Raw genomic sequence first — 26,196 nt, 5'->3', positions numbered from 1 at the left:
GCCACACTTCGAAGCGTTACTCCTCGGTGGGTGGTGTGTCATGAGGGTCAATCTTGATGTTCAGTCCTTGCGCAGTTTTATCAAGGTGGGTGAAACCAAAAGCTTTACGCGTGCTGCGCAAGCATTGAGTTTGACTCAGCCCGCGATCAGTCAGCAGATCAGGCGTCTCGAGGACTTGCTGGGTGTCGAGCTCTTCGTAAGGGAAAGGCGTCAGGTGCTGCTTACCCTGGAGGGGGAAAAGCTATTTGGCTACGCCAAGGATATTGTTGCTTGCAACGACAAGATAGGTGGGCTGTTTGAAAAGGAAAAAAGAAGAGAAACAGTCGTACTGGGTATGCCTGAACATTTTTGTGAGCGCGTGCTACCGTATATCATTTCCAATATGTCCATCCAGTTTCCATCTACGCAGATGGTGGTAAAGGTCGCAAGGTCTGGCGTGTTGTTGGAGGCCGTAAAGGGCGGTGAGATCGATTTATGTTTGGTTATCGATGAGCTGGGTATTGCGAGCGAGCCGCCTTGGCATACGTTATCGGTCAAATGGTTTGGCAGTGCGCAGGTCAGCTTAGGCGATGATTTGAAAGATTTGCCCTTGGTGTTGTTTAAGCCCCCTTGTGGATTCCGCAGTTTGGCGATCAGGAGTCTTGAGGCGTGCGGGCTAAAATGGCACTGCGTCTATGAATCGGAGGACTTGATGTCATTGCGCTCTGCGGTGCAAGCGGGTGTGGGGGTGACGTTGCTGCCTTATGTTGCGCAGGTGCTGGGTTTGAGAAGCCTCGAGGGTGTTTCCAGCCTGCCGAGGCTGCCCGAGTTTGCCGTGATGCTAAGGGAGCGAGCAGGTTGGAATCCTGATTGTCGGCCGCAGATACTGGACCTGATTCGCACGGCATGGGCTTCTGAGTATATCGATGGCCCCCTTTGATTAAGGCCTGAAGGCACAAACCCCGGCACATGGCCGGGGTTTGTGATGTCACCTTACAACTTTACTTCAACTTGGCAATCGCCGCATTGAGGGTGTTGCTTGGGCGCATGGCCTTGCTGGTCAGCTCCGGGTTCGGCGCGTAGTAGCCGCCGATGTCCACTGGCTTGCCCTGGACGGCGTTGAGCTCGGCAACGATGGTTGCCTCGTTCGCGGTCAGGGTCTTGGCCAGTTCGCCGAACTGCGCTTGCAGTGCAGTGTCTTCGGTCTGGGCGGCCAGGGCTTGAGCCCAGTACAGCGCCAGGTAGAAGTGGCTGCCGCGGTTGTCAATGTTGCCGACTTTGCGCGATGGCGACTTGTTGTTGTCGAGGAACTGGCCGGTGGCCTGGTCCAGGGTCTTGGACAGGACCAGGGCTTTCGGGTTGTTGTACGTCACACCCAAATGCTCGAGGGACGCAGCCAGGGCAAGGAACTCGCCCAGGGAATCCCAGCGCAGGAAGTTCTCTTCCACCAGTTGCTGTACGTGCTTCGGCGCCGAACCGCCGGCACCGGTTTCGAACAGGCCACCGCCGTTCATCAGTGGCACGATGGACAGCATCTTCGCGCTGGTGCCCAGTTCCATGATCGGGAACAGGTCGGTCAGGTAGTCGCGCAGAACGTTGCCGGTCACCGAGATGGTGTCCAGGCCCTTGCGGGTGCGCTCCAGGGTGAACTTCATCGCGTCGACCGGCGACATGATGCGGATGTCCAGGCCTTCGGTGTTGTGGTCTTTCAGGTAAGCCTGAACCTTCTCGACCACGACGCCGTCGTGTGCACGCTGAGGGTCCAGCCAGAAGATGGCCGGGGTGTTGCTGGCGCGGGCACGGTTGACGGCCAGTTTGACCCAGTCCTGGATCGGCGCGTCTTTGGTCTGGCACATGCGGAAGATGTCGCCGGCTTCGACTTTCTGTTCCATCAGCAGGTTGCCCTTGCTGTCGGTGACGCGGACTACGCCGTCAGCCTTGATCTGGAAAGTCTTGTCGTGGGAGCCGTACTCTTCGGCTTTCTTCGCCATCAGGCCGACGTTCGGCACGCTGCCCATGGTGGTTGGGTCGAAGGCGCCATTGGCCTTGCAGTCTTCGATGACCGCCTGGTAGATGGTGGCGTAGCAGCGATCCGGGATCACCGCCTTGGTGTCGTGCAGCTGGCCGTCGGTGCCCCACATCTTGCCGGAGTCACGGATCATGGCCGGCATCGAGGCGTCGACGATCACGTCGCTCGGCACGTGCAGGTTGGTGATGCCTTTGTCGGAGTTGACCATCGCCAGGGCAGGGCGAGCCGCGTAGACGGCCTGGATGTCAGCTTCGATCTGCGCTTGCTGCTCGGCCGGCAGGGCCTTGATGCGCGCGTACAGGTCGCCGATGCCGTTGTTCAGGTTGAAACCGATCTGCTCCAGCACGGTGGCGTGCTTGGCCAGGGCGTCTTTATAGAACTCGGCGACGATCTGGCCGAACATGATCGGGTCGGAGACCTTCATCATGGTGGCTTTCAGGTGAACCGACAGCAGCACGCCTTGTTTCTTGGCGTCTTCGATTTCAGCGGCGATGAACGCACGCAGGGCTTTCTTGCTCAGCACGGCGGTGTCGATGATTTCGCCGGCCTGTACCGAGGTCTTTTCCTTCAGGACGGTGGCGGTGCCGTCCTGGGCGATCAGCTCGATTTTGACAGCATCAGCGCCTTCGATCTGTACGGCTTTTTCGCTGCCGTAGAAGTCGCCATTGCTCATGTGGGCGACGTGCGACTTGGAGTCGGCAGCCCAGGCGCCCATTTTGTGCGGGTGCTTGCGCGCGTAGTTCTTGACCGACAGCGGTGCGCGGCGGTCGGAGTTGCCTTCGCGCAGTACCGGGTTCACGGCGCTGCCCTTGACCTTGTCGTAACGTGCGCGGGTTTCTTTTTCCGCGTCGGTGGTTACGGTTTCCGGGTAGTCCGGCAGGGCGTAGCCCTGGGCCTGAAGTTCCTTGATCGCGGCTTGCAGCTGCGGGGTCGAGGCGCTGATGTTAGGCAGTTTGATGATGTTGGCTTCAGGCGTAACGGCCAGGTCGCCCAGTTCGGCGAGGTGGTCCGGGATAGCCTTGGCACCCAGTTGCTCGGGGAAGCTTGCGAGGATGCGCGCGGCGAGGGAGATGTCGCGGGTTTCCACGGCAATATCAGCGGAAGCGGTGAAGGCCTCTACGATAGGCAGCAGTGAATAGGTGGCGAGGGCCGGGGCTTCGTCGGTGAAGGTGTAGATGATCTTCGAGCGGGTGGGCATATTCGGATTAACTCTCTTCTTTGCTGAAAGCGTGCGCAGAAACTCGAGATGCGCCGGGTGGAGCGCGTTCGTTCAAAGTCATCCATGAGCGAAATGTCGAGGTTTCTTCGCGGTGATGTTGGGTTGCATCAGTCGAGCGTCAAGCGGGTGGACTATTGTAATAGTCCTGCTTTGTAGCGGAAGGCTGTGTTCTAGAGCGGTCCGCCGTCGTGACTCTTTGGTCAGCGGCGGCATTATACATAGGTCGCTATGCTTACGCCGAGCCTTCATACAAAAGGTGTGTCGTCCATTGGTCTAAAGGTCGCAGGTACCCGATTGCGACGAAAGTCGCACGATGTGCTCAAGATTGGCGATTTTGCCTTTGCTTTCAGGCTTGTAGGCGACAAATTATGCTGTTTTCGATGCAAATGAGCATGGCGCGAGGTTTCAGTCGCCATTTATCTGGAGTAGGCTCGAACGCAGCCAGATGTTCAATCCATAGATGGAGTTCAGCATGGGATACAAGAAGATTCAGGTTCCGGCAGTCGGCGACAAAATCACCGTCAATGCAGACCATTCTCTCAATGTTCCTGACCAACCGATCATCCCTTACATTGAAGGTGACGGTATCGGTGTCGACATCAGCCCGGTGATGATCAAGGTAGTCGACGCCGCTGTTGAAAAGGCCTACGGCGGCAAGCGCAAGATCTCCTGGATGGAGGTTTATGCTGGCGAGAAAGCAACTCAAGTCTACGACCAGGACACCTGGCTGCCCCAGGAAACCCTGGATGCGGTCAAGGATTACGTGGTCTCCATCAAGGGCCCGCTGACCACCCCGGTGGGTGGCGGCATCCGTTCGCTGAACGTGGCCCTGCGCCAACAACTCGACCTGTATGTGTGCCTGCGCCCGGTGCGCTGGTTCGAAGGCGTGCCCAGCCCGGTCAAGAAGCCTGGCGACGTGGACATGACGATCTTCCGGGAAAACTCCGAAGATATTTACGCCGGTATCGAGTGGAAGGCCGGTTCGCCTGAGGCGATCAAGGTGATCAAGTTCCTCAAGGAAGAAATGGGCGTGACCAAGATCCGTTTCGACCAGGATTGCGGGATTGGCGTGAAGCCGGTCTCGAAGGAGGGTACCAAGCGCCTGGCGCGCAAAGCCCTGCAATATGTAGTGGATAACGACCGCGACTCGCTGACCATCGTGCACAAAGGCAACATCATGAAGTTCACCGAAGGTGCCTTCAAGGAATGGGCCTATGAGGTGGCGGCTGAAGAATTTGGTGCGACGCTGCTGGATGGCGGCCCATGGATGCAGTTCAAGAACCCCAAGACTGGCAAGAATGTGGTGGTCAAGGATGCTATCGCCGACGCCATGCTCCAGCAGATCCTGTTGCGTCCGGCTGAGTATGATGTGATCGCCACCCTCAACCTGAACGGCGACTACCTGTCTGATGCGCTGGCGGCGGAAGTGGGGGGGATCGGTATTGCGCCGGGTGCCAACCTTTCGGATACCGTGGCGATGTTCGAGGCGACCCACGGTACTGCGCCGAAGTATGCGGGCAAGGATCAGGTCAACCCGGGTTCGCTGATTCTGTCGGCCGAGATGATGCTGCGCCATATGGGCTGGACCGAGGCGGCGGATTTGATCATCAAGGGCACTAATGGCGCGATTTCTGCCAAGACTGTGACTTATGACTTCGAGCGTCTGATGGATGGCGCCACCCTGGTGTCTTCGTCTGGCTTCGGTGATGCGCTGATCTCGCACATGTAAGCGACAGGGGTAAAAAACCGGCCACACCGTAAACGGGATGGCCGGTTTTTTTATTGGGCGCCTGCTCGGTAGCTGATCAGGCTAATTGCTCTTTTGATTTTTGAGCGACGCCCTCTCTGGCTGTGCCGATGGTGACTGGCGCACTGATTTCGATCGCGTGCTTGCCTTTGGGCCCCTGAATAATGTCAAAGGAGACCGGCTGCCCAGCTTTCAGCGTTTTATAACCGTCCATTTTGATCGCTGAGTAATGCGCAAAAAGGTCTTCATCCTTGCCGTCTTCAATAATGAAGCCGTACCCTTTGGCATTGTTGAACCACTTGACCTTACCGCTTGCCATACCCATATCCCTCTGCACCAGACTCCATCACTGGAGTATCATCCAGTTTATCCGTCCTAACCCGAATAAATAAGGTTGACTGCGCGGACCTTTTTTACCCACTGTGGGTTCTATTGGTTGTAACACCGTTTCGCCGATAGTCAAGGCGACCAGTCGGTCAGAGTTGAAATTCTGACAGGTCGCCCCCACCACTGTATTTGAACCACTGACGAACCTTTCTTTCCATGCATGCAAACAGCCAGATTCGACTAACATTCAATCAGGATCGACCGGATCAGCAACATGATGACGACGGTTCTGCAGGCATTGCTGTTCAGGAGGCCAAGCCTGCTCTACAGGCGCCGCCGATGTACAAGGTGGTTTTGTTCAATGATGACTACACACCGATGGATTTCGTGGTCGAAGTGCTCGAGGTGTTTTTTAACCTGAACCGCGAGTTGGCGACCAAGGTAATGCTGGCCGTTCACACAGAAGGACGGGCAGTATGTGGAGTGTTTACCCGCGACATCGCCGAGACAAAGGCCATGCAGGTCAACCAGTACGCCAGGGAAAGCCAGCATCCGCTACTCTGTGAAATCGAGAAGGACGGTTAACGCCGACCACTTGGGTATGAGGTGAAGCTATGTTAAACCGCGAGCTCGAAGTCACCCTCAATCTTGCCTTCAAGGAGGCTCGTTCGAAGCGTCATGAGTTCATGACCGTCGAACACCTGCTGCTGGCACTTTTGGATAACGAAGCTGCCGCCACCGTTCTACGTGCGTGCGGCGCCAACCTCGACAAACTCAAGCATGACCTGCAGGAGTTTATCGACTCCACAACGCCACTTATTCCAGTCCACGATGAAGACCGTGAGACCCAGCCAACCCTGGGCTTCCAGCGGGTGCTTCAGCGTGCCGTGTTCCATGTTCAGAGCTCCGGTAAGCGTGAAGTCACGGGCGCCAATGTGCTGGTGGCGATTTTCAGCGAACAGGAAAGCCAGGCAGTGTTCCTGCTCAAACAGCAGAGCGTTGCCCGTATCGATGTCGTCAACTACATCGCCCACGGTATCTCCAAGGTGCCCGGGCACGGCGATCATTCCGAGGGTGAGCAGGATATGCAGGACGACGAGGGCGGTGAGTCTTCTTCTTCGGGCAATCCACTGGATGCCTATGCCAGTAACCTCAACGAACTGGCGCGCCAGGGGCGGATCGATCCGCTGGTGGGGCGTGAGCTCGAGGTTGAGCGTGTCGCGCAAATCCTCGCGCGTCGTCGCAAGAACAACCCGTTGCTGGTGGGCGAGGCAGGCGTGGGTAAAACCGCGATTGCCGAAGGCCTGGCCAAGCGAATCGTGGATAACCAGGTGCCGGACCTGCTGGCCAACAGCGTCGTCTACTCCCTTGACCTGGGCGCCTTGCTCGCCGGAACCAAGTACCGTGGCGACTTCGAGAAGCGCTTCAAGGCGCTGCTCGGTGAGCTGAAAAAACGCCCGCAGGCGATCCTGTTCATCGACGAAATCCACACCATCATTGGTGCCGGTGCGGCCTCCGGTGGGGTGATGGATGCCTCCAACCTGCTCAAGCCGCTGCTGTCGTCGGGTGATATACGCTGCATCGGCTCGACCACGTTCCAGGAATTCCGTGGCATCTTCGAGAAAGACCGTGCCCTGGCGCGTCGCTTCCAGAAGGTCGACGTGTCCGAGCCTTCGGTAGAGGACACCATCGGCATCCTGCGCGGGCTCAAGGGGCGCTTCGAGGCGCACCATGGCATCGAGTACACCGATGAAGCCCTGCGTTCAGCCGCTGAGCTGGCGTCGCGCTACATCAATGACCGGCACATGCCGGACAAGGCCATCGACGTAATCGACGAGGCCGGTGCCTACCAGCGTCTGCAGCCGGTCGAGAAGCGTGTAAAACGCATCGACGTGCCGCAGGTCGAGGATATTGTGGCGAAGATCGCGCGGATTCCGCCAAAACACGTCACCAGTTCCGACAAGGAGTTGCTGCGTAACCTGGAGCGCGACCTCAAGCTGACCGTGTTCGGTCAGGATGCGGCCATCGACTCGCTGTCCACCGCGATCAAGCTGTCGCGTGCAGGCCTCAAGTCGCCGGACAAGCCGGTGGGTTCGTTCCTGTTTGCCGGCCCGACCGGTGTCGGCAAGACCGAAGCGGCCCGGCAACTGGCCAAGGCCATGGGTATCGAGCTGGTGCGGTTCGACATGTCCGAATACATGGAGCGTCACACCGTGTCGCGCCTGATCGGCGCGCCTCCGGGTTATGTCGGTTTCGACCAGGGCGGCCTGTTGACCGAGGCGATCACCAAGCAACCGCATTGCGTGCTGCTGCTCGATGAAATCGAGAAGGCCCACCCTGAAGTCTTCAACCTGCTGCTGCAGGTGATGGATCACGGGACCCTGACCGACAACAACGGGCGCAAGGCGGATTTCCGCAACGTGATCGTGATCATGACCACCAACGCCGGTGCCGAAACGGCCGCGCGGGCTTCCATTGGCTTCGCGCACCAGGATCACTCGTCCGATGCGATGGAAGTCATCAAGAAGAGCTTCACGCCTGAGTTCCGCAACCGCCTGGACACCATTATCCAGTTTGGTCGCCTCAGCCATGAGGTCATCAAGAGCGTGGTGGACAAGTTCCTCACCGAGCTCCAGGCGCAGTTGGAAGACAAGCGCGTGCAGCTGGAGGTCACGGACGCGGCGCGCAGCTGGCTGGCCGAAGGCGGCTACGATGCGGCAATGGGCGCACGCCCAATGGCGCGTCTGATCCAGGACAAGATCAAGCGGCCGCTGGCCGAAGAGATCCTGTTTGGCGAGCTTTCCGACCATGGTGGCGTGGTACACATCGACCTGAAGGATGGCGAGCTGACCTTCGAGTTCGAAACCACGGCTGAAATGGCCTGATCCATAGCGGCGAGCGTCAATGTGGGAGGGGGCTTGCCCCCGATAGCAGTGTTTCAGTCGCTACATGGATGACTGATCTACCGCTATCGGGAGCAAGCCCCCTCCCGCATTGGGTTGTGGCACTTGGTAAATAGCACGCACACAAAAACGCCCGGCATAACCGGGCGTTTTGTATTGACTTGCTTAGCGAGCGCGGTAAGTGATGCGCCCTTTGCTCAAGTCATAGGGCGTCAGCTCGACGCGCACTTTGTCACCGGTAAGAATACGAATGTAGTTCTTGCGCATCTTGCCGGAGATATGCGCGGTTACGACGTGCCCATTTTCCAACTCCACACGAAACATGGTGTTGGGCAGGGTGTCGACGACAGTGCCTTCCATTTCGAAGCTGTCTTCTTTCGACATGCAGTAAAGCCCTCGGTATCCAGTGAATGGCCCGGTGCAACTGCGCCAGGCAAAAGCGGCGTGCATTGTGCCCGAAAAAGGGTGTTCAAGCCAAGGGGTTCTAGTTAAGCACGACCCATCTTTGATTAATCAGCAGTTCAATGGGCCGATATTGGGTCTTGTAGTTCATCTTTTTGCAGTTCTTGATCCAGTAGCCGAGGTACACCGCCTCCAGTTCCTGGCGCAAGGCTTCGCCAATCTGCCAGAGGATCGCAAAGCGTCCCAGGCTGCGGCGTTCTTCGGCGGGTTCATAGAAGGTGTAGACCGCCGACAGGCCGTTAGGCAACAGATCGGTCACCGCGACAGCCACCAGCCGGCCGTCCGCACGAAACTCGTAGAAGCGCGAGAAGGGCAGGTCGCGGACCAGGAACGTGGAAAACTGATCGCGGCTGGGCGGGAACATATCGCCGTCAGCGTGGCGTTGCTCGATGTAGCGCTGGTAAAGGTCGAAATATTCTTCGGTGAAGCGCGGCTTGGCCGACGTCACCGTCAGGTCGGCGTTGCGCTTGAGGATGCGTTTCTGGTTGCGGTCCGGCAGAAACTGCGCAACGGGGATGCGTGCGGGCACGCAGGCATTACAGTTCTGGCAATGCGGCCGGTACAGATGATCGCCACTGCGCCGAAACCCCATCTCCGACAGGTCGGCATACACATGCACGTCCATAGGCTGGCTGGGGTCGAGGAACAGCGTGGTGGCCTGCTCGTCGGGCAGATAGCTGCAAGAGTGGGGTTGAGTGGCATAAAACTTCAAACGCGCCAACTCGGTCATGATCAACCCTCGGATAAGCTTTGAAATAAGTGTAAGCCAGGAGCGCGGATGTCGCCTAGGAAACCCACGGTCCGGCGTTGGGCTGGTCCAGATGGTCGTGCAGGAACCCTGCGAAGTCGCTGCGGGATATGGCGCGGGCACCCAGGCTGTGCAGGTGATCGTTGGGCATCTGGCAGTCGATCAGCACAAAGCCCCAGGCCTGCAATTGATGGGTCAGCGTGGCAAAGCCGAATTTCGAAGCGTTGTCGGCGCGGCTGAACATGGACTCACCAAAAAACAGCTGGCCCATTGCGAGGCCGTAGAGGCCGCCTACCAGTTCACCCTTGTCCCAGACCTCCACCGAATGCGCGTAGCCGCGCTGGTGCAGTTCCAGATAGGCGCTCTGGATGCCTTCGGTGATCCAGGTGCCATCGGCATAGGCGCGTGGCGCCGCGCAGGCCTGGATAACGGCGGCGAAGTCCTGGTCGAAGGTCACGCTGTAGCGCTGTTGGCGCAACAGTTTGCCCAGGCTGCGCGATACATGCAGTTCGTCGGGGAATATCACTGTGCGTGGGTCGGGCGACCACCAGAGGATCGGTTGGCCCTCTGAAAACCAGGGGAAGCAGCCGTGACGGTAGGCTTGGATCAGCCGTTCGGCGCTGAGATCACCGCCGGCGGCGAGCAAGCCATTGGGTTCGCGCATGGCCTTGGCCAGTGGGGGGAAAGTCAGTGAATCGCGTTGTAACCAGGTCAGCATGGCATCCAGGCTTTACGGAAGGGGAGGGGAGTGGCAGGAATGACACCTGCGGCGGCAGTGCTGATTATTGTCGACCTGGCGCCATCGGACCAGCCCGGATCGGACATTAAGGTGGATTAGCGTGAGCAGGTGTTTCTGCAACTCTATGCCGGGGGCGTGGTCGTAATCGGGTCTGTTCCATGCAGGCCATTTGCCAAGCTTGCCTCGATTGGTAAAAACAGCTCATAAGCCTTTGTCAGCAAAGACAATGCATGCTCAAATTGAACATCTTGTGACACACAATTGGCTATGCTGCTGGAAGAGCGCCAAGCGGCGTGGCATCAGGGACACAAACCCGTACAATGCGGCCATTGTGGCGTTATCGTCATTTCATCCAGCAATAGTCCGGTGTTAAACAGTAGATTCAACGACGCTCGTTCATTTTTCAGCTGCTCGGATTGGGCAGTATTTGCAGTCATTCAACAGATGGACGCGCTAAAGGCGCAGGAAAAGACCCGTTTTGAAGAAATCCGCCGCAACACCTAAAGCAGCAGTCGTGCCGGCCTGGCGCCAGCACCTGCATTATCGCCTCAAGGAAGGTGCGCTGATCGCGATCGGCGCGCTGTGCCTGTTCCTGATGATGGCCTTGCTGACCTATGGCAAGGACGATCCGGGCTGGAGCCACAACAGCAAGATCGAAGACGTGCAGAACTTCGGTGGCCCTGCCGGTTCCTACAGCGCCGATATCCTGTTCATGGTGCTGGGTTACTTCGCCTATATCTTCCCGTTGCTGCTGGCGATCAAGACCTGGCAGATCTTCCGCCAGCGCCATGAGCCGTGGCAGTGGAGCGGCTGGCTGTTCTCCTGGCGCCTGATCGGCCTGGTGTTCCTGGTGTTGTCCGGCGCGGCGCTGGCGCATATCCATTTCCATGCACCCACCGGCCTGCCGGCGGGCGCCGGTGGTGCGCTGGGCGAAAGCCTCGGCGACCTGGCGCGCCGGACCCTGAATATCCAGGGCAGTACCCTGATGTTCATCGCCTTGTTCCTGTTCGGCCTCACCGTGTTCACCGACCTGTCCTGGTTCAAGGTGATGGACGTGACCGGCAAGATCACCCTCGACCTGCTGGAGCTGTTCCAGGGCGCCGCCAATCGCTGGTGGGCGGCCCGTGTCGACCGCAAGCGCATGGTGGCCCAACTGCGTGAGGTCGACACCCGTGTCAACGAAGTGGTGGCCCCGAGCACACCGGACCGGCGTGAGCAGGCCAAGGTCAAGGAACGCCTGATCGAACGCGAACAGGCCTTGAGCAAGCACATGTCGGACCGCGAGAAGCAGGTGCCGCCAGTGATTGCTCCCGCGCCGCCCAAGCCGGCCGAACCGAGCCATCGCGTACAGAAAGAGAAACAGGCGCCGTTGTTCATCGACAGCGCCGTCGAAGGCACCTTGCCGCCGATCTCGATCCTCGACCCGGCCGAAAAGAAACAACTCAACTATTCCCCAGAGTCCCTGGCGGCCGTCGGCCACCTGCTGGAAATCAAGCTCAAGGAATTCGGCGTCGAAGTCTCGGTGGACTCCATCCATCCCGGCCCGGTGATCACCCGTTACGAAATCCAGCCGGCCGCCGGTGTGAAGGTCAGCCGCATCGCCAACCTGGCGAAAGACCTGGCCCGCTCCCTGGCCGTGACCAGCGTGCGCGTGGTGGAAGTCATTCCCGGCAAGACCACCGTGGGTATCGAGATTCCCAACGAAGACCGCCAGATCGTGCGCTTCTCCGAAGTGCTGTCGACGCCCGAGTACGACAACTTCAAGTCGCCGGTCACCCTGGCCCTGGGCCATGACATCGGCGGCAAGCCGGTGATCACCGACCTGGCGAAGATGCCCCACCTGCTGGTCGCCGGTACCACCGGTTCCGGTAAGTCGGTGGGGGTGAACGCGATGATCCTGTCGATCCTGTTCAAGTCCGGCCCGGAAGACGCCAAGCTGATCATGATCGACCCGAAGATGTTGGAACTGTCGATCTACGAAGGCATTCCACACCTGCTGTGCCCGGTGGTCACCGACATGAAGGACGCCGCCAACGCCCTGCGCTGGAGCGTTGCCGAGATGGAGCGCCGCTACAAGCTGATGGCGAAGATGGGCGTGCGTAACCTGTCGGGCTTCAACGCCAAGATCAAGGAAGCCCAGGAACGCGGCGAGACCATCGACGATCCGTTGTACCGGCGCGAAAGCATTCACGACGAAGCGCCAAAGCTGACCAAGCTGCCGACCATTGTGGTGGTGGTCGACGAATTCGCCGACATGATGATGATTGTCGGCAAGAAGGTTGAAGAGCTGATCGCGCGTATTGCCCAGAAGGCCCGTGCCGCCGGTATTCACTTGATCCTTGCCACCCAGCGGCCGTCGGTGGACGTGATCACCGGCCTGATCAAGGCCAACATCCCGACGCGCATGGCGTTCCAGGTGTCGAGCAAGATCGACTCGCGGACCATCATCGACCAGGGGGGCGCCGAACAACTGCTCGGCCATGGCGACATGCTCTACATGCCGCCGGGCACCAGCCTGCCGATCCGGGTGCACGGCGCCTTTGTTTCCGACGATGAAGTGCATCGTGTGGTGGAAGCCTGGAAACTGCGCGGCGCACCGGAGTACAACGATGACATCCTCGCCGGTGTGGAAGAAGCCGGCAGCGGCTTCGATGGCGGCAGCGGCGGTGGCGACGATGATGCCGAGACCGATGCGCTGTACGATGAAGCCGTGGCGTTCGTGCTCGAAAGCCGTCGAGCCTCGATTTCCGCGGTGCAACGCAAGCTGAAAATCGGCTACAACCGTGCCGCTCGTATGATCGAAGCCATGGAAAACGCTGGCGTCGTGACCGCAATGAACACCAACGGCTCGCGTGAAGTCATTGCCCCCGGGCAGATGCGCGACTGATCCCGCGCCGCGTGACAGCACGCGGCGCGTCCTGACTACTCAATGAGGACTCCCATGCGCTTTATCCGCATGCTGTTGTTGCCGGCACTGGCCCTGACCGCTGTTTCGGCTCACGCTGACCCGGCCTCCGTCGCCAGCCTGAAGAATCTGCTCGACAAATCCCAGACCCTGACCGCGCGCTTCTCCCAGTTGACCCTGGATGCCGGCGGCACCCAGTTGCAGGAAACCGCCGGCGAAATGGCCGTGCAGCGTCCTGGCCTGTTCTACTGGCACACCGAGGGCAAGGCCGAGCAGACCATCGTGTCCGATGGCCAGAAGGTCACCCTGTGGGACCCGGACCTGGAACAGGCGACCATCAAGAAGCTCGACCCGCGCCTGAACCAGACCCCGGCGCTGTTGCTCTCAGGTGACGTGTCGAAGATCAACGACAGCTTCGACATCACCTCCAAGCAGACCAGCAACGTGATCGAATTCACCCTCAAGCCGAAATCCAAGGACACGCTGTTTGACACCCTGTCCTTGTCGTTCGGTAACGGCGTGATCAACAACATGCGCCTGATCGACAGCGTCGGCCAGCGCACCGATATCCTGTTCTCCGGGGTCAAGGCCAACCAGCCGGTACCGGCGTCCAAGTTCAAGTTCGACATCCCCAAGGGTGCCGACGTGATCCAGGAATAAATTCCCCAGAGGTTTCAAACGCTGCCCATGGACCTGTTTCGAAGTGACCCGATTGCCCAGCCACTGGCCGCACGCCTGCGTTCGACCAACCTGGACGAGTACGTCGGTCAGGAACACCTGCTCGCTCGCGGCAAGCCCCTGCGTGAAGCCCTGGAGCAGGGTGCGCTGCACTCGATGATTTTCTGGGGGCCGCCGGGGGTGGGCAAGACCACGTTGGCGCGGCTCTTGGCGAAGGTCTCGGATGCGCACTTCGAAACGGTCTCGGCGGTACTCGCCGGGGTCAAGGAGATCCGCCAGGCGGTGGAAGTCGCCAAGCAGCAGGCGGGGCAGTACGGCAAGCGCACCATCCTGTTCGTCGACGAAGTGCACCGTTTCAACAAGTCACAGCAGGATGCGTTCCTGCCCTATGTGGAAGACGGTACGCTGATCTTCATCGGCGCCACCACCGAAAACCCTTCGTTCGAGCTCAACAACGCCTTGCTGTCGCGGGCGCGGGTCTATGTGCTCAAAAGCCTGGACGAGGCGGCGATGCAGAAGCTGCTGCAGCGCGCCTTGAACGAAGACAAGGGCTTGGGCAAGCGCCAACTGAGCGTGAGCGAAGAGGGCTTCAAGATCCTGCTGACGGCCGCCGATGGCGATGGTCGTCGTTTCCTCAACCTGTTGGAAAACGCCTCCGACCTGGCCGAAGACGGCGGTGAGATTGGCGTCGACCTCCTGCAAAGCCTGCTCGGCGACACGCGGCGCCGCTTCGACAAGGGCGGCGAGGCCTTCTACGACCAGATCTCGGCACTGCACAAATCCGTGCGCGGCTCCAACCCCGACGGTGCGCTGTACTGGTTTGCACGCATGATCGATGGCGGTTGCGACCCGCTGTACCTCGCTCGCCGTGTGGTGCGCATGGCCAGCGAAGACATCGGCAACGCCGACCCGCGTGCACTGAGCCTGTGCCTGGCGGCATGGGACGTACAGGAACGCCTCGGTAGCCCGGAAGGCGAGTTGGCGGTGGCCCAGGCCATCACCTACCTGGCCTGCGCGCCAAAAAGCAACGCGGTGTACATGGGCTTCAAGTCCGCATTGCGCGCCGCCGCCGAATATGGCTCGCTCGAAGTGCCGATGCACCTGCGCAACGCGCCGACCAAGCTGATGAAGCAGCTGGGTTATGGCGATGAATACCGTTACGCCCACGATGAGCCGGATGCCTACGCGGCCGGTGAAGACTATTTTCCCGATGAGCTTGAACCGTTGCCGCTCTATCAGCCGGTGCCCCGTGGCCTGGAGCTGAAGATCGGCGAAAAGCTCAATCACCTCGCGCAACTCGATCGACTCAGCCCCAGACAGCGGAGAAAGTAGTGTTCAAGACGATTCTTGCCGTGTCCGCAGCCGGCATCGCTGGTACATTATTGCGTTTCGCCACCGGCACCTGGGTCAGCGCCAACTGGCCCAGGCATTTTTACGCGGCGACCCTGGCGGTCAACCTGGTGGGCTGCCTGATCATCGGGCTGTTGTACGGCTGGTTCCTGTTGCGCCCGGAAGTACCGATTGAAATTCGCGCCGGCTTGATTGTCGGCTTTGTAGGCGGTCTGACGACCTTCTCATCCTTTTCACTGGATACGTTGCGCCTGCTGGAAAGCGGGCAGGCCCTGATAGCCTTCGGGTACCTGGGCATCAGCGTATTCGGCGGGCTGCTCGCTACCTGGGCCGGCCTGTCCTTGACCAAACTTTGATAAACGAGAGACCGACATGCTCGATTCCAAACTGTTACGTAGCAACCTTCAGGACGTAGCGGACCGCCTGGCATCCCGTGGCTTTGCCTTGGATGTTGCGCGCATCGAAGCGCTGGAAGAACAGCGCAAGACCGTCCAGACCCGCACCGAAGCACTGCAGGCTGAGCGTAATGCGCGTTCCAAATCCATCGGTCAGGCCAAGCAGCGCGGCGAAGACATCGCACCGTTGATGGCAGATGTCGAGCGCATGGGCACCGAGCTGTCCGAGGGTAAAGTCGAGCTGGAAAAGATCCAGTCCAAACTGGATTCGATCCTGCTGGGCATCCCCAACATCCCCCACGAATCGGTGCCGATCGGCGCAGACGAAGACGGCAACGTCGAAGTGCGTCGCTGGGGCACGCCAAAGGCCTTTGATTTCGAGATCAAGGACCACGTCGCCCTGGGCGAACTGAGCGGTGGCCTGGATTTCGAAACCGCCGCCAAGATGTCCGGCGCGCGCTTTTCGCTGTTGCGCGGCCCGGTTGCGCGCCTGCACCGCGCACTGGCGCAGTTCATGATCAACCTGCACACCGGCGAGCACGGTTACGAAGAGGCCTACACCCCGTACCTGGTGCAGGCGCCGGCGCTGATGGGCACCAGCCAGTTGCCGAAATTCGAAGAAGACCTGTTCAAGATCAGCCGCGACGGCGAAGCCGACCTGTACCTGATTCCGACCGCCGAAGTGTCGCTGACCAATATCGTCTCCGGCGAGATCCTCGACGCCAGGCAACTGCCGATCAAGTTCGTCGCCCACAGCCCGTGCTTTCGCAGTGAAGCCGGCGCATCGGGCCGCGACACCCGCGGCATGATCCGCCAGCACCAGTTCGACAAGGTCGAGATGGTGCAGATCGTCGAGCCGTCGACCTCGATGGACGCCCTGGAAGGCCTGACCGCCAACGCTGAGCGCGTCCTGCAACTGCTGGAGCTGCCGTACCGCGTGCTGGCCCTGTGCACCGGTGACATGGGTTTCAGCGCCGTGAAGACCTACGACCTCGAAGTGTGGGTGCCGAGCCAGGACAAGTACCGCGAGATTTCGTCGTGCTCCAACTGCGGTGATTTCCAGGCCCGTCGCATGCAGGCGCGTTTCCGCAACCCGGAAACCGGCAAGCCGGAGCTGGTACACACCCTCAACGGTTCCGGCCTGGCCGTAGGCCGTACCCTGGTGGCGGTGCTGGAAAACTACCAGCAGGCTGACGGTTCGATCCGCGTACCCGAAGTGCTCAAGCCTTACATGGCGGGCGTTGAGGTCATTCGCTAAATGGAATTTCTGCCGCTGTTTCATAACCTGCGCGGCAGTCGTGTGCTGGTCGTCGGTGGCGGGGAGATTGCCTTGCGCAAATCCCGGCTGCTGGCCGACGCCGGGGCGTTGCTGCGGGTGGTTGCTCCCCAGATCGAAGACCAGTTGCGTGAACTGGTACTGGGCAGTGGCGGGGAACTGATTCTGCGCGGTTATCAGGAGGCCGACCTCGACGGCTGCACCCTGATCATCGCGGCAACCGACGACGAGCCGCTGAACGCGCAAGTGTCCAGCGATGCCAAGCGCCGTTGCGTACCGGTCAATGTGGTCGACGCGCCGGCCTTGTGCAGCGTGATCTTCCCGGCGATCGTCGACCGTTCGCCCTTGGTGATCGCCGTGTCCAGCGGTGGCGATGCGCCGGTGCTGGCACGCTTGATCCGCGCCAAGCTGGAAACCTGGATTCCATCCACTTACGGGCAGCTGGCCGGGCTGGCGGCGCGTTTTCGTGCCCAGGTCAAAGGCTTGTACCCGGATGTGCAGCAGCGCCGTGCGTTCTGGGAAGAAGTGTTCCAGGGCCCGATTGCCGACCGCCAGTTGGCCGGGCAGGGCGATGAGGCCGAGCGCTTGCTGATCGAGAAGGTCAACGGCGCGCCGCCTTATGCGCCGGGCGAGGTTTATCTGGTGGGTGCGGGTCCGGGTGATCCCGACCTGCTGACCTTCCGTGCCCTGCGCCTGATGCAGCAAGCCGATGTGGTGTTGTACGACCGCCTGGTGGCGCCCGCGATCCTCGAACTGTGCCGCCGGGATGCCGAGCGTATCTACGTCGGCAAGCGTCGCGCCGACCACGCCGTGCCACAAGACCAGATCAACCAGCAACTGGTGGACCTGGCCAAGCAGGGCAAGCGGGTGTTGCGCCTCAAGGGGGGCGATCCGTTCATCTTTGGTCGTGGTGGCGAAGAGATCGAGGAACTGGCCGCCCATGGCATTCCGTTCCAGGTGGTGCCGGGAATCACGGCAGCCAGCGGTTGCGCGGCATATGCCGGAATTCCGCTGACCCATCGCGACTATGCGCAGTCGGTGCGCTTTATCACCGGGCATTTGAAGGACGGAACCTCGGACCTGCCCTGGCATGACCTGGTGGGCCCCTCGCAGACCCTGGTGTTCTACATGGGCTTGATCGGCTTGCCGATCATCTGTGATCAGTTGATCAAGCACGGGCGTGCGGCGGATACCCCGGCGGCCTTGATCCAGCAGGGCACCACGTCCAACCAGCGCGTGTTCACCGGCACCCTGGCCGACTTGCCACGGATGGTGGCGGAGCATGAAGTGCATGCGCCGACACTGGTGATCGTCGGCGAAGTGGTGGTGTTGCGCGAGAAGCTGAAGTGGTTTGAAGGCGCACAGTCGCAGGTCTGAGCCTTGAAAGCATCGGGGGCAAGCCCCCTCCCACATTGGACTGCATTCCTGTGTGGGAGGGGGCTTGCCCCCGATGAGGCCCTAAAAGCCAGCCAATACGTCGGATCAGTTCCACACGCCTTTGCCAATCAATTGCTTCCGATCGTGCGGTTCATCAAACCCCTGCGACGGCCCCTTCGGCACAATCCCCGTCGGGTTGATCGTGCGATGGCTGGCATAGTAATGCCCCTTGATGTGTTCGAAATCGACCGTCTCGGCCACCCCCGGCCACTGGTACATCTCCCTCAACCAATTCGACAGGTTCGGGTAATCCGCAATCCTGCGCAAATTGCATTTGAAATGGCTGTAGTACACCGCATCAAAGCGAATCAGCGTGGTGAAGAGCCGTACATCCGCCTCCGTCAGGTAATCGCCAGCCAGGTAACGATGGTCGCCCAAGTGCTGTTCCAGATGATCCAGCTCGGCAAATACATCATCAAACGCGCGTTCATACGCCTGCTGTGAGGTGGCGAAGCCTGCGCGGTACACGCCGTTGTTCACCGCCGGGTAAATGCGCTCGTTCAAGGCGTCGATGGTTGCGCGCAGCGGCTCAGGGTAGAAATCCAGGGTGTTGCCGGTCAATTCATTGAAGGCGCTGTTGAACATGCGGATGATCTCCGCCGACTCATTGCTCACGATGCGCTGCAGCTTTTTGTCCCACAGCACCGGCACGGTGACGCGTCCGGTGTAATCGGCGGTGTCGGCGGTATAACGCTGGTGCATGAAGGCTAAGTCGTCGAGTTTGTCGCCGGTCGTGCCATGGGCCTTGTCGAAGGTCCAGCCATTTTCCAGCATCAACCAACTGACCACGGACACGTCTATCAGGCTTTCCAGGCCCTTGAGCTTGCGCAGGATCAGCGTGCGGTGAGCCCAGGGGCAGGCCAGGGAGACATAGAGGTGGTAGCGGCCGGCCTCGGCTGTGAAGCCGCCTTCGCCACTCGGGCCTGGCGCGCCGTCGGCGGTGACCCAGTGGCGGCGTTGCGCCTGTTCGCGCTGGAACGTGCCGTCCGCGCTACTTTCGTACCACTGGTCTTTCCAGTGCCCTTCGATCAGCAAACCCATGACTGGCTCCTTGGCTAATAAGCGTTGGAGCCCAGTCTAAAGGGATGAGTTCGAACTAAAAGCGCAAAGACCGGGGGTTAATCATCGATTAAATCGATTTGTCCCGTGCGATCCAGTATTGCCGGGCCAGTTCAAAGGCCTGCTCCCGTGGGTGACCCAGGCCACGCAAGGCCAGGGCCATGGTGGCGATCAGTGCCAATTGCGGGTAGCTGTCCTCGATGTCGCCGCGCCACACGGCTTTCAAGTGCTCGGGGTCGAGGGTGGCCGGTTTGACGTGGCGCTGGGCGGAGAGGGCGGGCCACTCTTCGTCCCAGCTTTCGCCTCCAGTGGTGCCGTACAGGTGACTGGCCGAGTCGGGATTGATCTCGATCTCGCCGCCGTCGCCCTTCACCACGATTACATTGTCGCCGAGCAGGCCGCTGGCATCGCGGTGCACGCCCTGGTAACCCGGATGGAAAATACTTTGCAGGCCCAGCCGCGCATTCAGTGGGTTGAGCAGGCGCGCCAGGGAGTGGATCGGCGAGCGCAGGCCCAGGGTGTTGCGCAGATCGATCATGCGTTGCAATTGCGGCGCCCAGTCGCCCAGCGGGATAAACGCCAGGTTGCCGTGTGCATAAGCGGCCTCGACCTGCTGCCAGTTGCGGCACAGCGGGATCTGCAAACCTTCCAGCAGTTGCTCGGTGTACAGCCGTCCCGCCGTGTGGGCGCCGCCGCCGTGCATCAGGGTACGCACGCCGTTTTGCGCCAGGCACTTGGCCGCCAGCAGGTACCAGGGCAGGTGGCGTTTCTTGCCGGCGTAGGTCGGCCAGTCAACGTCCACATTCAGCGCCGGGGCATCCAGGCGTTCGCGCACGGCTTCGGTGAAACCGGCCAGTTCTTCCGGGCTTTCTTCCTTGTGGCGCAGCAGCATCAGGAAGGCGCCGAGCTGGGTGTCCTCGACTTTTTCGTCGAGCAGCATGCCCATGGCTTCGCGGGCCTCCTCACGGGTGAGGTTGCGCGCACCGCGCTTGCCTTTGCCCAGGATGCGCACGAATGGTGCAAACGGGTGCTCGGCAGGGGGTTGGAGAGTCAGCGGGGCAAAGTCGGTCATAAGCAATTCGTCGGCCTGGGCAGGCCCGCCAGCTTGGCGGCGAGTTTGGCGGGAGTGCCGTTGAACAGTTTGTTGAGGTGCAGGCTGTTGCCCTTTTCCGGGCCCAGCTTCAAGGCGGTGTACTTGATCAGCGGGCGCGTGGCCGGGGACAGCTGGAATTCGCTGTAGAACTGGCGCAAGAGCGTGAGGATTTCCCAATGGTCCGCGGTCAACGCCAGGGGTTCGGCGGCGGCCAGGGCGTTGGCGACTTCCTCGGACCAGGCGTTCAGGTCGACCAGGTAGCCGTCCTTGTCCAGTTCCAGGGTGCGTGTGCCTACGGTCAGGGTGTTCATAGCCAGCTGTTGACCTTGTCGTAGTCGAGCGACAACTGCACGAAACCCGGGTAATCGACGCTGTCGGCCCAGTCGGGCAAGGGCAGGTTGCGCGCCTGCATGTCTTCGGCCAGCACAAACACCTTCACGCCTTTGGTTTGCAGCGCCGCGTTGTGCAGCCCATAGGCGCCGTCGCCGCAGAGCAGGATGGCGTCATTAACGCCACAGATACGCAGGCAGCTGTCCAGGCGGCTATCGGTAAACGGGGAGTGGGAAACCACATGTAGAGTCGACATCAGAGGGTTATCACCTGGTCGTAACGGTCAATCAACTGGGAGATCGCAGCGCTGTCCAGCGGCTGTGCGCTGGCGGGCGTCGTGAGGCCGCGTTCGGCCAGGCTATGGTGGCAGGCGAATACCTCGTCGATACCGAACAGGCCCAGCGCCTGCAGGTTGGCGCCGAGGTCCTTCTGCTGCACGGCCTTGGCGTCCTGATGTGGTGCCAGTTGGAACACACCGTCGTCGAGGAACAGCAGGCCGATGGGCAGATCGAAGGCACCGCCAGCCAGCACGATGTCCAGTGCTTCGCGTGCGCCCGGGCCAGACCAAGGTGCCTGGCGGCTGATCACCAATAGGGATTTGGACATGTCACGGCCCTCCAAAACAGATCAGGCGATCGGCGGCCTGGGCGGCGTCGTGCAATTGCCCCAGGCCCGACAGCTCCCACGGCGCATCAAGGTTGACTGCACTGCGTTGATAACGCGTGGCTTCCTCCTCGTTGAGCACGCCACGACGCAAGGCAGCGGCGATGCACACCACGCTGTCGAGTTGGTGCGCGCTGACAAACTCACGCCATTGGCGAGCGATGTCCTGCTCATCCTGGGGCGCAACAACCGAATTGGACGCGCTGTACACGCCGTCCTGGTAGAAAAACAGCCGCACAATCTCATGCCCGCCGGCCAGTGCCGCCCGGGCAAACAGCAGGGCGCGGCGCGAGGAGGGCGCGTGGGCGGCACAAAACACTGCAATCGCAAACTTCATGGAACACTCTGCAAGCAAACGTGGGCCAATGATAAAGCCGCCGCCGCGAAAAAGCCCGCCGTGATCAAAACGGTCACTGTCGGTGACCGTTCCGGCGATTGCCGACCGGCGCAAGGCTGCCTAGTCTGTGGGCATTCAAAACCGAAATGGAGTGCCCATGTCAGGTCCCTTGGCGTCCCTCAAAGTGCTGGATTTTTCCACCTTGCTGCCTGGCCCGTTTGCGTCGCTGATGCTGGCAGACATGGGCGCCGAGGTGCTGCGTATCGAGTCACCCACGCGCATGGACCTGTTGCGCGTACTGCCACCCCACGACCAGGGCACGTCGGCCAGCCACGCCTACCTCAACCGCAACAAGCGCAGCCTGGCGCTGGACCTCAAGCACGCCGAGGCGCTGGAGATCGTACGGGCGCTGGTCAAGGAATACGACATCCTGCTTGAACAATTCCGCCCTGGGGTGATGGAGCGGCTGGGGTTGGGGTATGAGGCATTGAAGGCGATCAACCCCCGGCTGATTTATGTATCGATCACCGGTTATGGCCAGACTGGCCCGTATAGGGACCGCGCCGGGCACGACATCAATTACCTGGCGTTGGCCGGGGTGGCCAGCTACACCGGGCGCCGGGACAGCGGCCCGTTGCCACTGGGCGTACAACTGGCGGATGTGGGCGGCGGGTCGCTGCATGCGGTAGTGGGGCTGCTCGCGGCGGTCATCGCCCGGCAGCAGAGCGGGGTAGGCCAGTACCTGGATGTGAGCATGACCGACTGCTCGTTCAGCCTGAACGCCATGGCGGGTGCGGGCTTCCTGGCGTGCGATGTCGAGCCTGAACGCGAAAGCCACGTGCTGAACGGTGGCAGTTTTTACGATTATTACCGCTCGCGGGATGGGCGTTGGATGTCGGTCGGCAGTCTGGAACCCGGGTTTATGCAGCAACTCTGTGACGCGCTGGGACGGCCGGAGTTGGCGGCGCTGGGCCTGTCGCCCACACTCAAGCAGGCGCTGCAGGTTGAATTCGAGAAACGTAGCTTTGATGAGTTGTGTGAGTTGTTTGCCGGGGTGGATGCGTGTGTGGAGCCGGTGTTGAGCCTGAGTGAAGCGGTGCAACATCCGCAGTTAAGGGCGCGGGCGTTGGTCAGTCAGGTGCCCAGGGGGGATGGCTCGAGCCAGGCGCAGATTGCCTGCCCGTTGAAGTTCTCGGAGGGGTTGCCAGCGCCCAGGCATATAGGCGCTGCTGTGGGGGCGCACAGTGATGAGGTGCTGGCGGAGTTGGGGTTCAGTGTTCAGCGCATACAGGATCTGCGGCGGACCAAGGTAGTAGGGTGACTGGACCGACGCCATCGGAAGCAAGCTCCCTCTCACACTCGATAGGCGGCGCGGTCAACAGGTGGGAGGGGGCTTGCCCCCGATGAGGCCCTCATTCCACCCGGGTTTCACCGGTAAACACCAGCGTCTGCCGGCACCGCCTGCACAAATACCTTCGGCCCTGAGCCACCATGCCATGGCGCTGGGGCGAGAACGGAAAGTCACTGTCCGCGCACGGGCACTTGTAGATATAGCGGGTCACCTGGCGGCGCTTCACGGCATAGGTGTGGCAACGGTCCGGCGGCAGTTCGTAGACCCCGCGCATGATCAATTGCCATTCCTCGCCATGGGGCTGGATGCGTTCACCAAACAACTGGTGGGCAATCAGGTGCGCCACTTCATGGGCTACGGTCTGCTTGAGGAAATGTTGGCTGTTTTCTCGGTACAACTGTGGGTTGAAGCGCAGCAGGTTCTCGTGCAAATGCGCGACACCGGCCTTCTGGCCCCGCAGCTTGAGGCTGACCTGGGGACGTTTGAAGCTTCGTTTGAAAAAGGATTCGGCTAGCAGGAAACAATCTTCGACGCGGGTATTGAGTTGCTCGGGCATGCTGTACATATCTCCAGAGACGCCCAGTATGCCGCAAAGCTGGGTGTTTCCGAATCTGTCAGGCGCCGAATGGTCATGCATGATGCACAAAGCCACCTTGCGGTGGCTTTGCCCACGGTTCATCTGCTCAGTTGGTATAGATCGGGCCTACGCCCAAGCCCCAGACAATCACGGTAAAGGCCATGATCGCCACCAGCACCACCAGCCCCACGGCCAGTATGGAACTGGAAAACAGGAAGCCTTCATCCGGATCAATGTTCATAAAGGTCGGCACACCTACATAAAGCAGGTACACCGTGTAGCAGATGGCCGCCGTGCCTACCACCATGCCCAGCCACATATGTGGATAGAGCGCCGCCAGCCCGCCGATGAACAGTGGCGTGGCGGTGTAGGTGGCAAACGCCACGCAGCGGGCCATGCTCGGGTTGGCGTCATAGGTACGCGCCATCCAGTGAATGAATGCACCCATCACCGCCACGCCGGCGAGCATCGCGGCGTAGGACATGATGGTCATCCACAGTGCGCTTTCCTGGGTCAGCATCACTGGCGCGCGGTTGCCGATGACCCAGCCGACCTGGGTGGTACCGATAAACGCGGAAACGGCGGGAATCGCCGCGAGAATCAGGGTGTGAGTGAGGTACATGTGGCCGATGCTTTCTTCTTTATCGCCACGGATTTCCCGCCATTCCTGGTCGGGATGGGTAAAAAGCCCCACGACGTGATGGATCATGCCAGTCACTCCTGTCGTTATTGCCATCGCCCCCCATCGGAGCGCCCACGGGCCAAATGGCCTCAAAGGTCCTGGATAGCTGTGCGACCTCTTGTCGCAGTATAGGAAGGGATGACCGGAATAACTGTAGGGCCTTTAGAGCAAATTGCGCTGTAAACGTTGGGGTTAATCGCAGATTGGAATGCAGCCCCCTCCCACATTGGAACTCGGTGATTCTTACCGGTAAAATGCTGGGCTTTTCGTCACACACCTCCAGCGGATCCAAGCGCCATGGGCACTCTTACGGTCAACCAGAACAAACTGCAAAAACGCCTGCGTCGCCTGGCCGGTGAAGCGGTCGCCGATTTCAATATGATCGAGGACGGCGACAAGGTCATGGTCTGCCTCTCCGGCGGCAAAGACAGCTACACCATGCTCGACGTGCTGTTGCACCTGCAAAAGGTCGCACCGATCAAGTTCGAGATCGTCGCCGTCAACATGGACCAGAAACAACCGGGCTTCCCTGAGCATGTGCTGCCGGCCTACCTCAAGGAACTGGGCATCGAGTACCACATCGTCGAGAAAGACACCTACTCGGTGGTCAAGGAACTGATTCCGGAAGGCAAGACCACCTGCTCGCTGTGTTCGCGCCTGCGCCGTGGCACGCTGTACACCTTCGCCGATGAGATTGGCGCGACCAAGATGGCCCTGGGGCATCATCGCGACGATATCGTCGAGACCTTCTTCCTGAATATGTTCTTCAACGGCTCGCTCAAGGCCATGCCGCCCAAGCTGCGTGCCGATGACGGGCGCAACGTGGTGATCCGCCCGCTGGCGTATTGCAACGAGAAAGACATCCAGGCTTACTCCGACTTCAAGCAATTCCCGATCATCCCGTGCAACCTGTGTGGCTCCCAGGAGAACCTGCAGCGCCAGGTGGTCAAGGAAATGCTGCTGGACTGGGAGCGCAAGACCCCGGGCCGCACCGAAAGCATCTTCCGCAGCCTGCAGAACGTTATCCCCTCACAGTTGGCCGACCGCAACCTGTTCGACTTCACCAGCCTGAAAATCGATGAGACCGCCGCGTCGCGCTTCGTCAATGTTGTGAACCTCTGAGCCCATTCAAGGCTCTGACACACGGCGCTCGCGGGCGCCGTTTTCCATTCAATTGCCAGGAGAGGGCATGCGCGATTACAAGTGGCTGCACGAATATTGTCTGAACCGCTTCGGTTCGGCGGCCGAGCTGGAAGCCCACCTGCCTGTGCCCAAGACTGCGGCGCAATTACGCAAGATCAGTGATGATCGCTACCTGTCGACCCTGGCGTTGCGCGTGTTTCGTGCAGGCTTGAAGCACAGCGTGGTGGACGCCAAGTGGCCGGCGTTCGAAAAGGTGTTTTTCGGCTTCGATCCGGAAAAAGTCGTACTGATGGGCGCCGAGCACCTGGAGCGGCTGATGCAGGACACCAGCATCATCCGCCATCTGGGCAAGCTCAAGAGCGTGCCGCGCAATGCGCAGATGATCCTGGATATCGAGCAGGAGAAGGGCAGCTTCGGCGCGTTTATCGCCGATTGGCCGGTGACCGACATTGTCGGCTTGTGGAAGTACCTGAGCAAACACGGCCACCAGCTCGGCGGGTTGTCAGCGCCGCGCTTTTTACGCATGGTCGGCAAGGATACCTTTGTGCCGAGTTATGACGTGGTGGCGGCGTTGAACGCGCAGAAGATCGTCGACAAGGCGCCGACCAGCCTGCGCGACCTGGCGACGGTGCAGGGCGCGTTCAACCAGTGGCACGCCGAGAGTGGACGGCCGATGTGCCAGTTGTCGATGATGTTGGCGTACACCGTCAACCATTGAGGCCGGGATGATGCCATCGGGGGCAAGCCCCCTCCCACATTGGATAGGC

General features: G+C 60.3%; 27 protein-coding genes. 14 read left to right on the top strand and 13 right to left on the bottom strand.

Features of this window, described 5'->3' with window-relative positions; all coding sequences use genetic code 11:
- Positions 1 to 40: 40 nt before the first annotated feature.
- Positions 41 to 919: a LysR family transcriptional regulator gene (locus tag AC3WP7_RS14250; protein WP_146012691.1), complete on the top strand. Its 879-nt coding sequence runs from the start codon at positions 41 to 43 to the stop codon at positions 917 to 919.
- Positions 920 to 980: 61 nt separating this feature from the next.
- Here AC3WP7_RS14250 and AC3WP7_RS14245 read toward each other — a convergent pair whose 3' ends face one another.
- Complete coding sequence (locus AC3WP7_RS14245) at positions 981 to 3,206, bottom strand: NADP-dependent isocitrate dehydrogenase (protein WP_092245092.1); 2,226 nt, start codon at positions 3,204 to 3,206, stop codon at positions 981 to 983.
- 493 nt (positions 3,207 to 3,699) lie between these two features.
- On the opposite strand from AC3WP7_RS14245, the gene icd reads away from it, so the two are divergent.
- Entirely contained in the window at positions 3,700 to 4,956 is a 1,257-nt protein-coding gene (icd, locus tag AC3WP7_RS14240; protein WP_028616796.1) for an NADP-dependent isocitrate dehydrogenase, read from the top strand.
- Between the two features lie 76 nt (positions 4,957 to 5,032).
- Here icd and cspD read toward each other — a convergent pair whose 3' ends face one another.
- On the bottom strand, positions 5,033 to 5,299 hold the full coding sequence (gene cspD / locus AC3WP7_RS14235; protein ID WP_093512762.1) for a cold shock domain-containing protein CspD: 267 nt from the start codon (positions 5,297 to 5,299) through the stop codon (positions 5,033 to 5,035).
- A gap of 218 nt (positions 5,300 to 5,517) precedes the next feature.
- Here cspD and clpS point away from each other — a divergent pair, with 218 nt between their 5' ends.
- Both clpS and clpA read left to right on the top strand, forming a co-directional pair.
- Positions 5,518 to 5,886 carry an ATP-dependent Clp protease adapter ClpS gene (gene clpS, locus AC3WP7_RS14230; protein WP_071491895.1) on the top strand — a complete coding sequence of 123 codons (369 nt, stop codon included), beginning with the start codon at positions 5,518 to 5,520 and terminating at the stop codon, positions 5,884 to 5,886.
- A gap of 29 nt (positions 5,887 to 5,915) precedes the next feature.
- Positions 5,916 to 8,186: an ATP-dependent Clp protease ATP-binding subunit ClpA gene (clpA, locus tag AC3WP7_RS14225; RefSeq protein ID WP_071491894.1), complete on the top strand. Its 2,271-nt coding sequence runs from the start codon at positions 5,916 to 5,918 to the stop codon at positions 8,184 to 8,186.
- A gap of 183 nt (positions 8,187 to 8,369) precedes the next feature.
- Here clpA and infA read toward each other — a convergent pair whose 3' ends face one another.
- The 3 genes from infA to aat all read right to left on the bottom strand — a co-directional run bounded on the left by infA (position 8,370) and on the right by aat (position 10,132).
- Positions 8,370 to 8,588, bottom strand: a complete 219-nt coding sequence (gene infA, locus AC3WP7_RS14220; RefSeq protein ID WP_002553999.1) for a translation initiation factor IF-1 — start codon at positions 8,586 to 8,588, stop codon at positions 8,370 to 8,372.
- 100 nt (positions 8,589 to 8,688) lie between these two features.
- Positions 8,689 to 9,396, bottom strand: a complete 708-nt coding sequence (locus AC3WP7_RS14215; RefSeq protein WP_071491893.1) for an arginyltransferase — start codon at positions 9,394 to 9,396, stop codon at positions 8,689 to 8,691.
- A gap of 55 nt (positions 9,397 to 9,451) precedes the next feature.
- Positions 9,452 to 10,132: a leucyl/phenylalanyl-tRNA--protein transferase gene (aat, locus tag AC3WP7_RS14210; protein WP_071491892.1), complete on the bottom strand. Its 681-nt coding sequence runs from the start codon at positions 10,130 to 10,132 to the stop codon at positions 9,452 to 9,454.
- A 282-nt stretch (positions 10,133 to 10,414) separates the two neighbouring features.
- Between aat and AC3WP7_RS14205 the strand changes: the two genes are divergently transcribed.
- The 7 genes from AC3WP7_RS14205 to cysG are packed head-to-tail and all read left to right on the top strand — an operon-like array spanning position 10,415 to position 18,134.
- Positions 10,415 to 10,657 (top strand): hypothetical protein, encoded by a 243-nt coding sequence (locus AC3WP7_RS14205; protein WP_139212897.1) that lies wholly within the window; start codon positions 10,415 to 10,417, stop codon positions 10,655 to 10,657.
- Entirely contained in the window at positions 10,632 to 13,040 is a 2,409-nt protein-coding gene (locus AC3WP7_RS14200; RefSeq protein ID WP_071491891.1) for a DNA translocase FtsK, read from the top strand. Before AC3WP7_RS14205 ends, AC3WP7_RS14200 begins: the two co-directional genes overlap by 26 nt.
- A gap of 54 nt (positions 13,041 to 13,094) precedes the next feature.
- A complete protein-coding gene (gene lolA, locus AC3WP7_RS14195; RefSeq protein ID WP_071491890.1) occupies positions 13,095 to 13,718 on the top strand; it encodes an outer membrane lipoprotein periplasmic chaperone LolA in 624 nt (207 codons plus the stop codon).
- A 27-nt stretch (positions 13,719 to 13,745) separates the two neighbouring features.
- Positions 13,746 to 15,068: a replication-associated recombination protein A gene (locus AC3WP7_RS14190; protein WP_071491889.1), complete on the top strand. Its 1,323-nt coding sequence runs from the start codon at positions 13,746 to 13,748 to the stop codon at positions 15,066 to 15,068.
- The gene (crcB, locus tag AC3WP7_RS14185; RefSeq protein ID WP_071491888.1) at positions 15,068 to 15,442 is read left to right on the top strand and encodes a fluoride efflux transporter CrcB; all 375 of its coding nucleotides are present in this window, start codon (positions 15,068 to 15,070) and stop codon (positions 15,440 to 15,442) included. The genes AC3WP7_RS14190 and crcB overlap by 1 nt, the downstream gene beginning before the upstream one ends.
- A gap of 16 nt (positions 15,443 to 15,458) precedes the next feature.
- Positions 15,459 to 16,739 carry a serine--tRNA ligase gene (serS, locus tag AC3WP7_RS14180; RefSeq protein ID WP_093123817.1) on the top strand — a complete coding sequence of 427 codons (1,281 nt, stop codon included), beginning with the start codon at positions 15,459 to 15,461 and terminating at the stop codon, positions 16,737 to 16,739.
- On the top strand, positions 16,740 to 18,134 hold the full coding sequence (cysG, locus tag AC3WP7_RS14175) for a siroheme synthase CysG (RefSeq protein ID WP_093123813.1): 1,395 nt from the start codon (positions 16,740 to 16,742) through the stop codon (positions 18,132 to 18,134).
- Between the two features lie 105 nt (positions 18,135 to 18,239).
- Here cysG and AC3WP7_RS14170 read toward each other — a convergent pair whose 3' ends face one another.
- The 6 genes from AC3WP7_RS14170 to tusD form a co-directional block, all read right to left on the bottom strand.
- On the bottom strand, positions 18,240 to 19,235 hold the full coding sequence (locus AC3WP7_RS14170; protein WP_102591780.1) for a glutathione S-transferase family protein: 996 nt from the start codon (positions 19,233 to 19,235) through the stop codon (positions 18,240 to 18,242).
- An 88-nt stretch (positions 19,236 to 19,323) separates the two neighbouring features.
- The gene (locus AC3WP7_RS14165) at positions 19,324 to 20,325 is read right to left on the bottom strand and encodes a glycosyl transferase family protein (protein WP_102591781.1); all 1,002 of its coding nucleotides are present in this window, start codon (positions 20,323 to 20,325) and stop codon (positions 19,324 to 19,326) included.
- Complete coding sequence (locus tag AC3WP7_RS14160) at positions 20,322 to 20,657, bottom strand: TusE/DsrC/DsvC family sulfur relay protein (RefSeq protein ID WP_093123803.1); 336 nt, start codon at positions 20,655 to 20,657, stop codon at positions 20,322 to 20,324. The genes AC3WP7_RS14165 and AC3WP7_RS14160 overlap by 4 nt, the downstream gene beginning before the upstream one ends.
- Entirely contained in the window at positions 20,654 to 20,932 is a 279-nt protein-coding gene (gene tusB / locus AC3WP7_RS14155; protein WP_071491882.1) for a sulfurtransferase complex subunit TusB, read from the bottom strand. The genes AC3WP7_RS14160 and tusB overlap by 4 nt, the downstream gene beginning before the upstream one ends.
- Positions 20,932 to 21,282 (bottom strand): sulfurtransferase complex subunit TusC, encoded by a 351-nt coding sequence (gene tusC, locus AC3WP7_RS14150; protein WP_071491881.1) that lies wholly within the window; start codon positions 21,280 to 21,282, stop codon positions 20,932 to 20,934. The genes tusB and tusC overlap by 1 nt, the downstream gene beginning before the upstream one ends.
- Position 21,283: 1 nt before the next feature.
- Positions 21,284 to 21,676 carry a sulfurtransferase complex subunit TusD gene (tusD, locus tag AC3WP7_RS14145; protein ID WP_093123798.1) on the bottom strand — a complete coding sequence of 131 codons (393 nt, stop codon included), beginning with the start codon at positions 21,674 to 21,676 and terminating at the stop codon, positions 21,284 to 21,286.
- Between the two features lie 157 nt (positions 21,677 to 21,833).
- Here tusD and AC3WP7_RS14140 point away from each other — a divergent pair, with 157 nt between their 5' ends.
- Positions 21,834 to 22,997: a CaiB/BaiF CoA transferase family protein gene (locus AC3WP7_RS14140; protein ID WP_102591782.1), complete on the top strand. Its 1,164-nt coding sequence runs from the start codon at positions 21,834 to 21,836 to the stop codon at positions 22,995 to 22,997.
- Positions 22,998 to 23,088: 91 nt separating this feature from the next.
- On the opposite strand, the gene AC3WP7_RS14135 is transcribed toward AC3WP7_RS14140, so the two are convergent.
- Both AC3WP7_RS14135 and AC3WP7_RS14130 read right to left on the bottom strand, forming a co-directional pair.
- A complete protein-coding gene (locus tag AC3WP7_RS14135; protein WP_071492040.1) occupies positions 23,089 to 23,583 on the bottom strand; it encodes a SprT family zinc-dependent metalloprotease in 495 nt (164 codons plus the stop codon).
- A 127-nt stretch (positions 23,584 to 23,710) separates the two neighbouring features.
- Positions 23,711 to 24,313: a Yip1 family protein gene (locus AC3WP7_RS14130; protein ID WP_058425452.1), complete on the bottom strand. Its 603-nt coding sequence runs from the start codon at positions 24,311 to 24,313 to the stop codon at positions 23,711 to 23,713.
- 270 nt (positions 24,314 to 24,583) lie between these two features.
- On the opposite strand from AC3WP7_RS14130, the gene ttcA reads away from it, so the two are divergent.
- Both ttcA and AC3WP7_RS14120 read left to right on the top strand, forming a co-directional pair.
- On the top strand, positions 24,584 to 25,408 hold the full coding sequence (gene ttcA, locus AC3WP7_RS14125; RefSeq protein WP_058425451.1) for a tRNA 2-thiocytidine(32) synthetase TtcA: 825 nt from the start codon (positions 24,584 to 24,586) through the stop codon (positions 25,406 to 25,408).
- A 67-nt stretch (positions 25,409 to 25,475) separates the two neighbouring features.
- Positions 25,476 to 26,147, top strand: a complete 672-nt coding sequence (locus AC3WP7_RS14120) for a DNA-3-methyladenine glycosylase I (RefSeq protein ID WP_071491878.1) — start codon at positions 25,476 to 25,478, stop codon at positions 26,145 to 26,147.
- Positions 26,148 to 26,196: the final 49 nt, after the last annotated feature.

The organism is Pseudomonas sp. FW305-3-2-15-C-LB1 (assembly GCF_058787615.1).
Note: the sequence above shows the minus strand (reverse complement) of the source record. Positions and strands in the feature narration are given on the sequence as shown.

What these genes read in the sequence shown, in the direction of transcription:
- AC3WP7_RS14250 (WP_146012691.1), top strand. Translation starts at nt 41, where the DNA reads ATGAGGGTCAATCTTGATGTTCAGTCCTTGCGCAGTTTTATCAAGGTG.
- AC3WP7_RS14245 (WP_092245092.1), bottom strand. Translation starts at nt 3,206, where the DNA reads ATGCCCACCCGCTCGAAGATCATCTACACCTTCACCGACGAAGCCCCG.
- icd (WP_028616796.1), top strand. Translation starts at nt 3,700, where the DNA reads ATGGGATACAAGAAGATTCAGGTTCCGGCAGTCGGCGACAAAATCACC.
- cspD (WP_093512762.1), bottom strand. Translation starts at nt 5,299, where the DNA reads ATGGGTATGGCAAGCGGTAAGGTCAAGTGGTTCAACAATGCCAAAGGG.
- clpS (WP_071491895.1), top strand. Translation starts at nt 5,518, where the DNA reads ATGCATGCAAACAGCCAGATTCGACTAACATTCAATCAGGATCGACCG.
- clpA (WP_071491894.1), top strand. Translation starts at nt 5,916, where the DNA reads ATGTTAAACCGCGAGCTCGAAGTCACCCTCAATCTTGCCTTCAAGGAG.
- infA (WP_002553999.1), bottom strand. Translation starts at nt 8,588, where the DNA reads ATGTCGAAAGAAGACAGCTTCGAAATGGAAGGCACTGTCGTCGACACC.
- AC3WP7_RS14215 (WP_071491893.1), bottom strand. Translation starts at nt 9,396, where the DNA reads ATGACCGAGTTGGCGCGTTTGAAGTTTTATGCCACTCAACCCCACTCT.
- aat (WP_071491892.1), bottom strand. Translation starts at nt 10,132, where the DNA reads ATGCTGACCTGGTTACAACGCGATTCACTGACTTTCCCCCCACTGGCC.
- lolA (WP_071491890.1), top strand. Translation starts at nt 13,095, where the DNA reads ATGCGCTTTATCCGCATGCTGTTGTTGCCGGCACTGGCCCTGACCGCT.
- AC3WP7_RS14190 (WP_071491889.1), top strand. Translation starts at nt 13,746, where the DNA reads ATGGACCTGTTTCGAAGTGACCCGATTGCCCAGCCACTGGCCGCACGC.
- serS (WP_093123817.1), top strand. Translation starts at nt 15,459, where the DNA reads ATGCTCGATTCCAAACTGTTACGTAGCAACCTTCAGGACGTAGCGGAC.
- cysG (WP_093123813.1), top strand. Translation starts at nt 16,740, where the DNA reads ATGGAATTTCTGCCGCTGTTTCATAACCTGCGCGGCAGTCGTGTGCTG.
- AC3WP7_RS14170 (WP_102591780.1), bottom strand. Translation starts at nt 19,235, where the DNA reads ATGGGTTTGCTGATCGAAGGGCACTGGAAAGACCAGTGGTACGAAAGT.
- AC3WP7_RS14165 (WP_102591781.1), bottom strand. Translation starts at nt 20,325, where the DNA reads ATGACCGACTTTGCCCCGCTGACTCTCCAACCCCCTGCCGAGCACCCG.
- AC3WP7_RS14160 (WP_093123803.1), bottom strand. Translation starts at nt 20,657, where the DNA reads ATGAACACCCTGACCGTAGGCACACGCACCCTGGAACTGGACAAGGAC.
- tusB (WP_071491882.1), bottom strand. Translation starts at nt 20,932, where the DNA reads ATGTCGACTCTACATGTGGTTTCCCACTCCCCGTTTACCGATAGCCGC.
- tusC (WP_071491881.1), bottom strand. Translation starts at nt 21,282, where the DNA reads ATGTCCAAATCCCTATTGGTGATCAGCCGCCAGGCACCTTGGTCTGGC.
- tusD (WP_093123798.1), bottom strand. Translation starts at nt 21,676, where the DNA reads ATGAAGTTTGCGATTGCAGTGTTTTGTGCCGCCCACGCGCCCTCCTCG.
- AC3WP7_RS14140 (WP_102591782.1), top strand. Translation starts at nt 21,834, where the DNA reads ATGTCAGGTCCCTTGGCGTCCCTCAAAGTGCTGGATTTTTCCACCTTG.
- AC3WP7_RS14135 (WP_071492040.1), bottom strand. Translation starts at nt 23,583, where the DNA reads ATGCCCGAGCAACTCAATACCCGCGTCGAAGATTGTTTCCTGCTAGCC.
- AC3WP7_RS14130 (WP_058425452.1), bottom strand. Translation starts at nt 24,313, where the DNA reads ATGATCCATCACGTCGTGGGGCTTTTTACCCATCCCGACCAGGAATGG.
- ttcA (WP_058425451.1), top strand. Translation starts at nt 24,584, where the DNA reads ATGGGCACTCTTACGGTCAACCAGAACAAACTGCAAAAACGCCTGCGT.
- AC3WP7_RS14120 (WP_071491878.1), top strand. Translation starts at nt 25,476, where the DNA reads ATGCGCGATTACAAGTGGCTGCACGAATATTGTCTGAACCGCTTCGGT.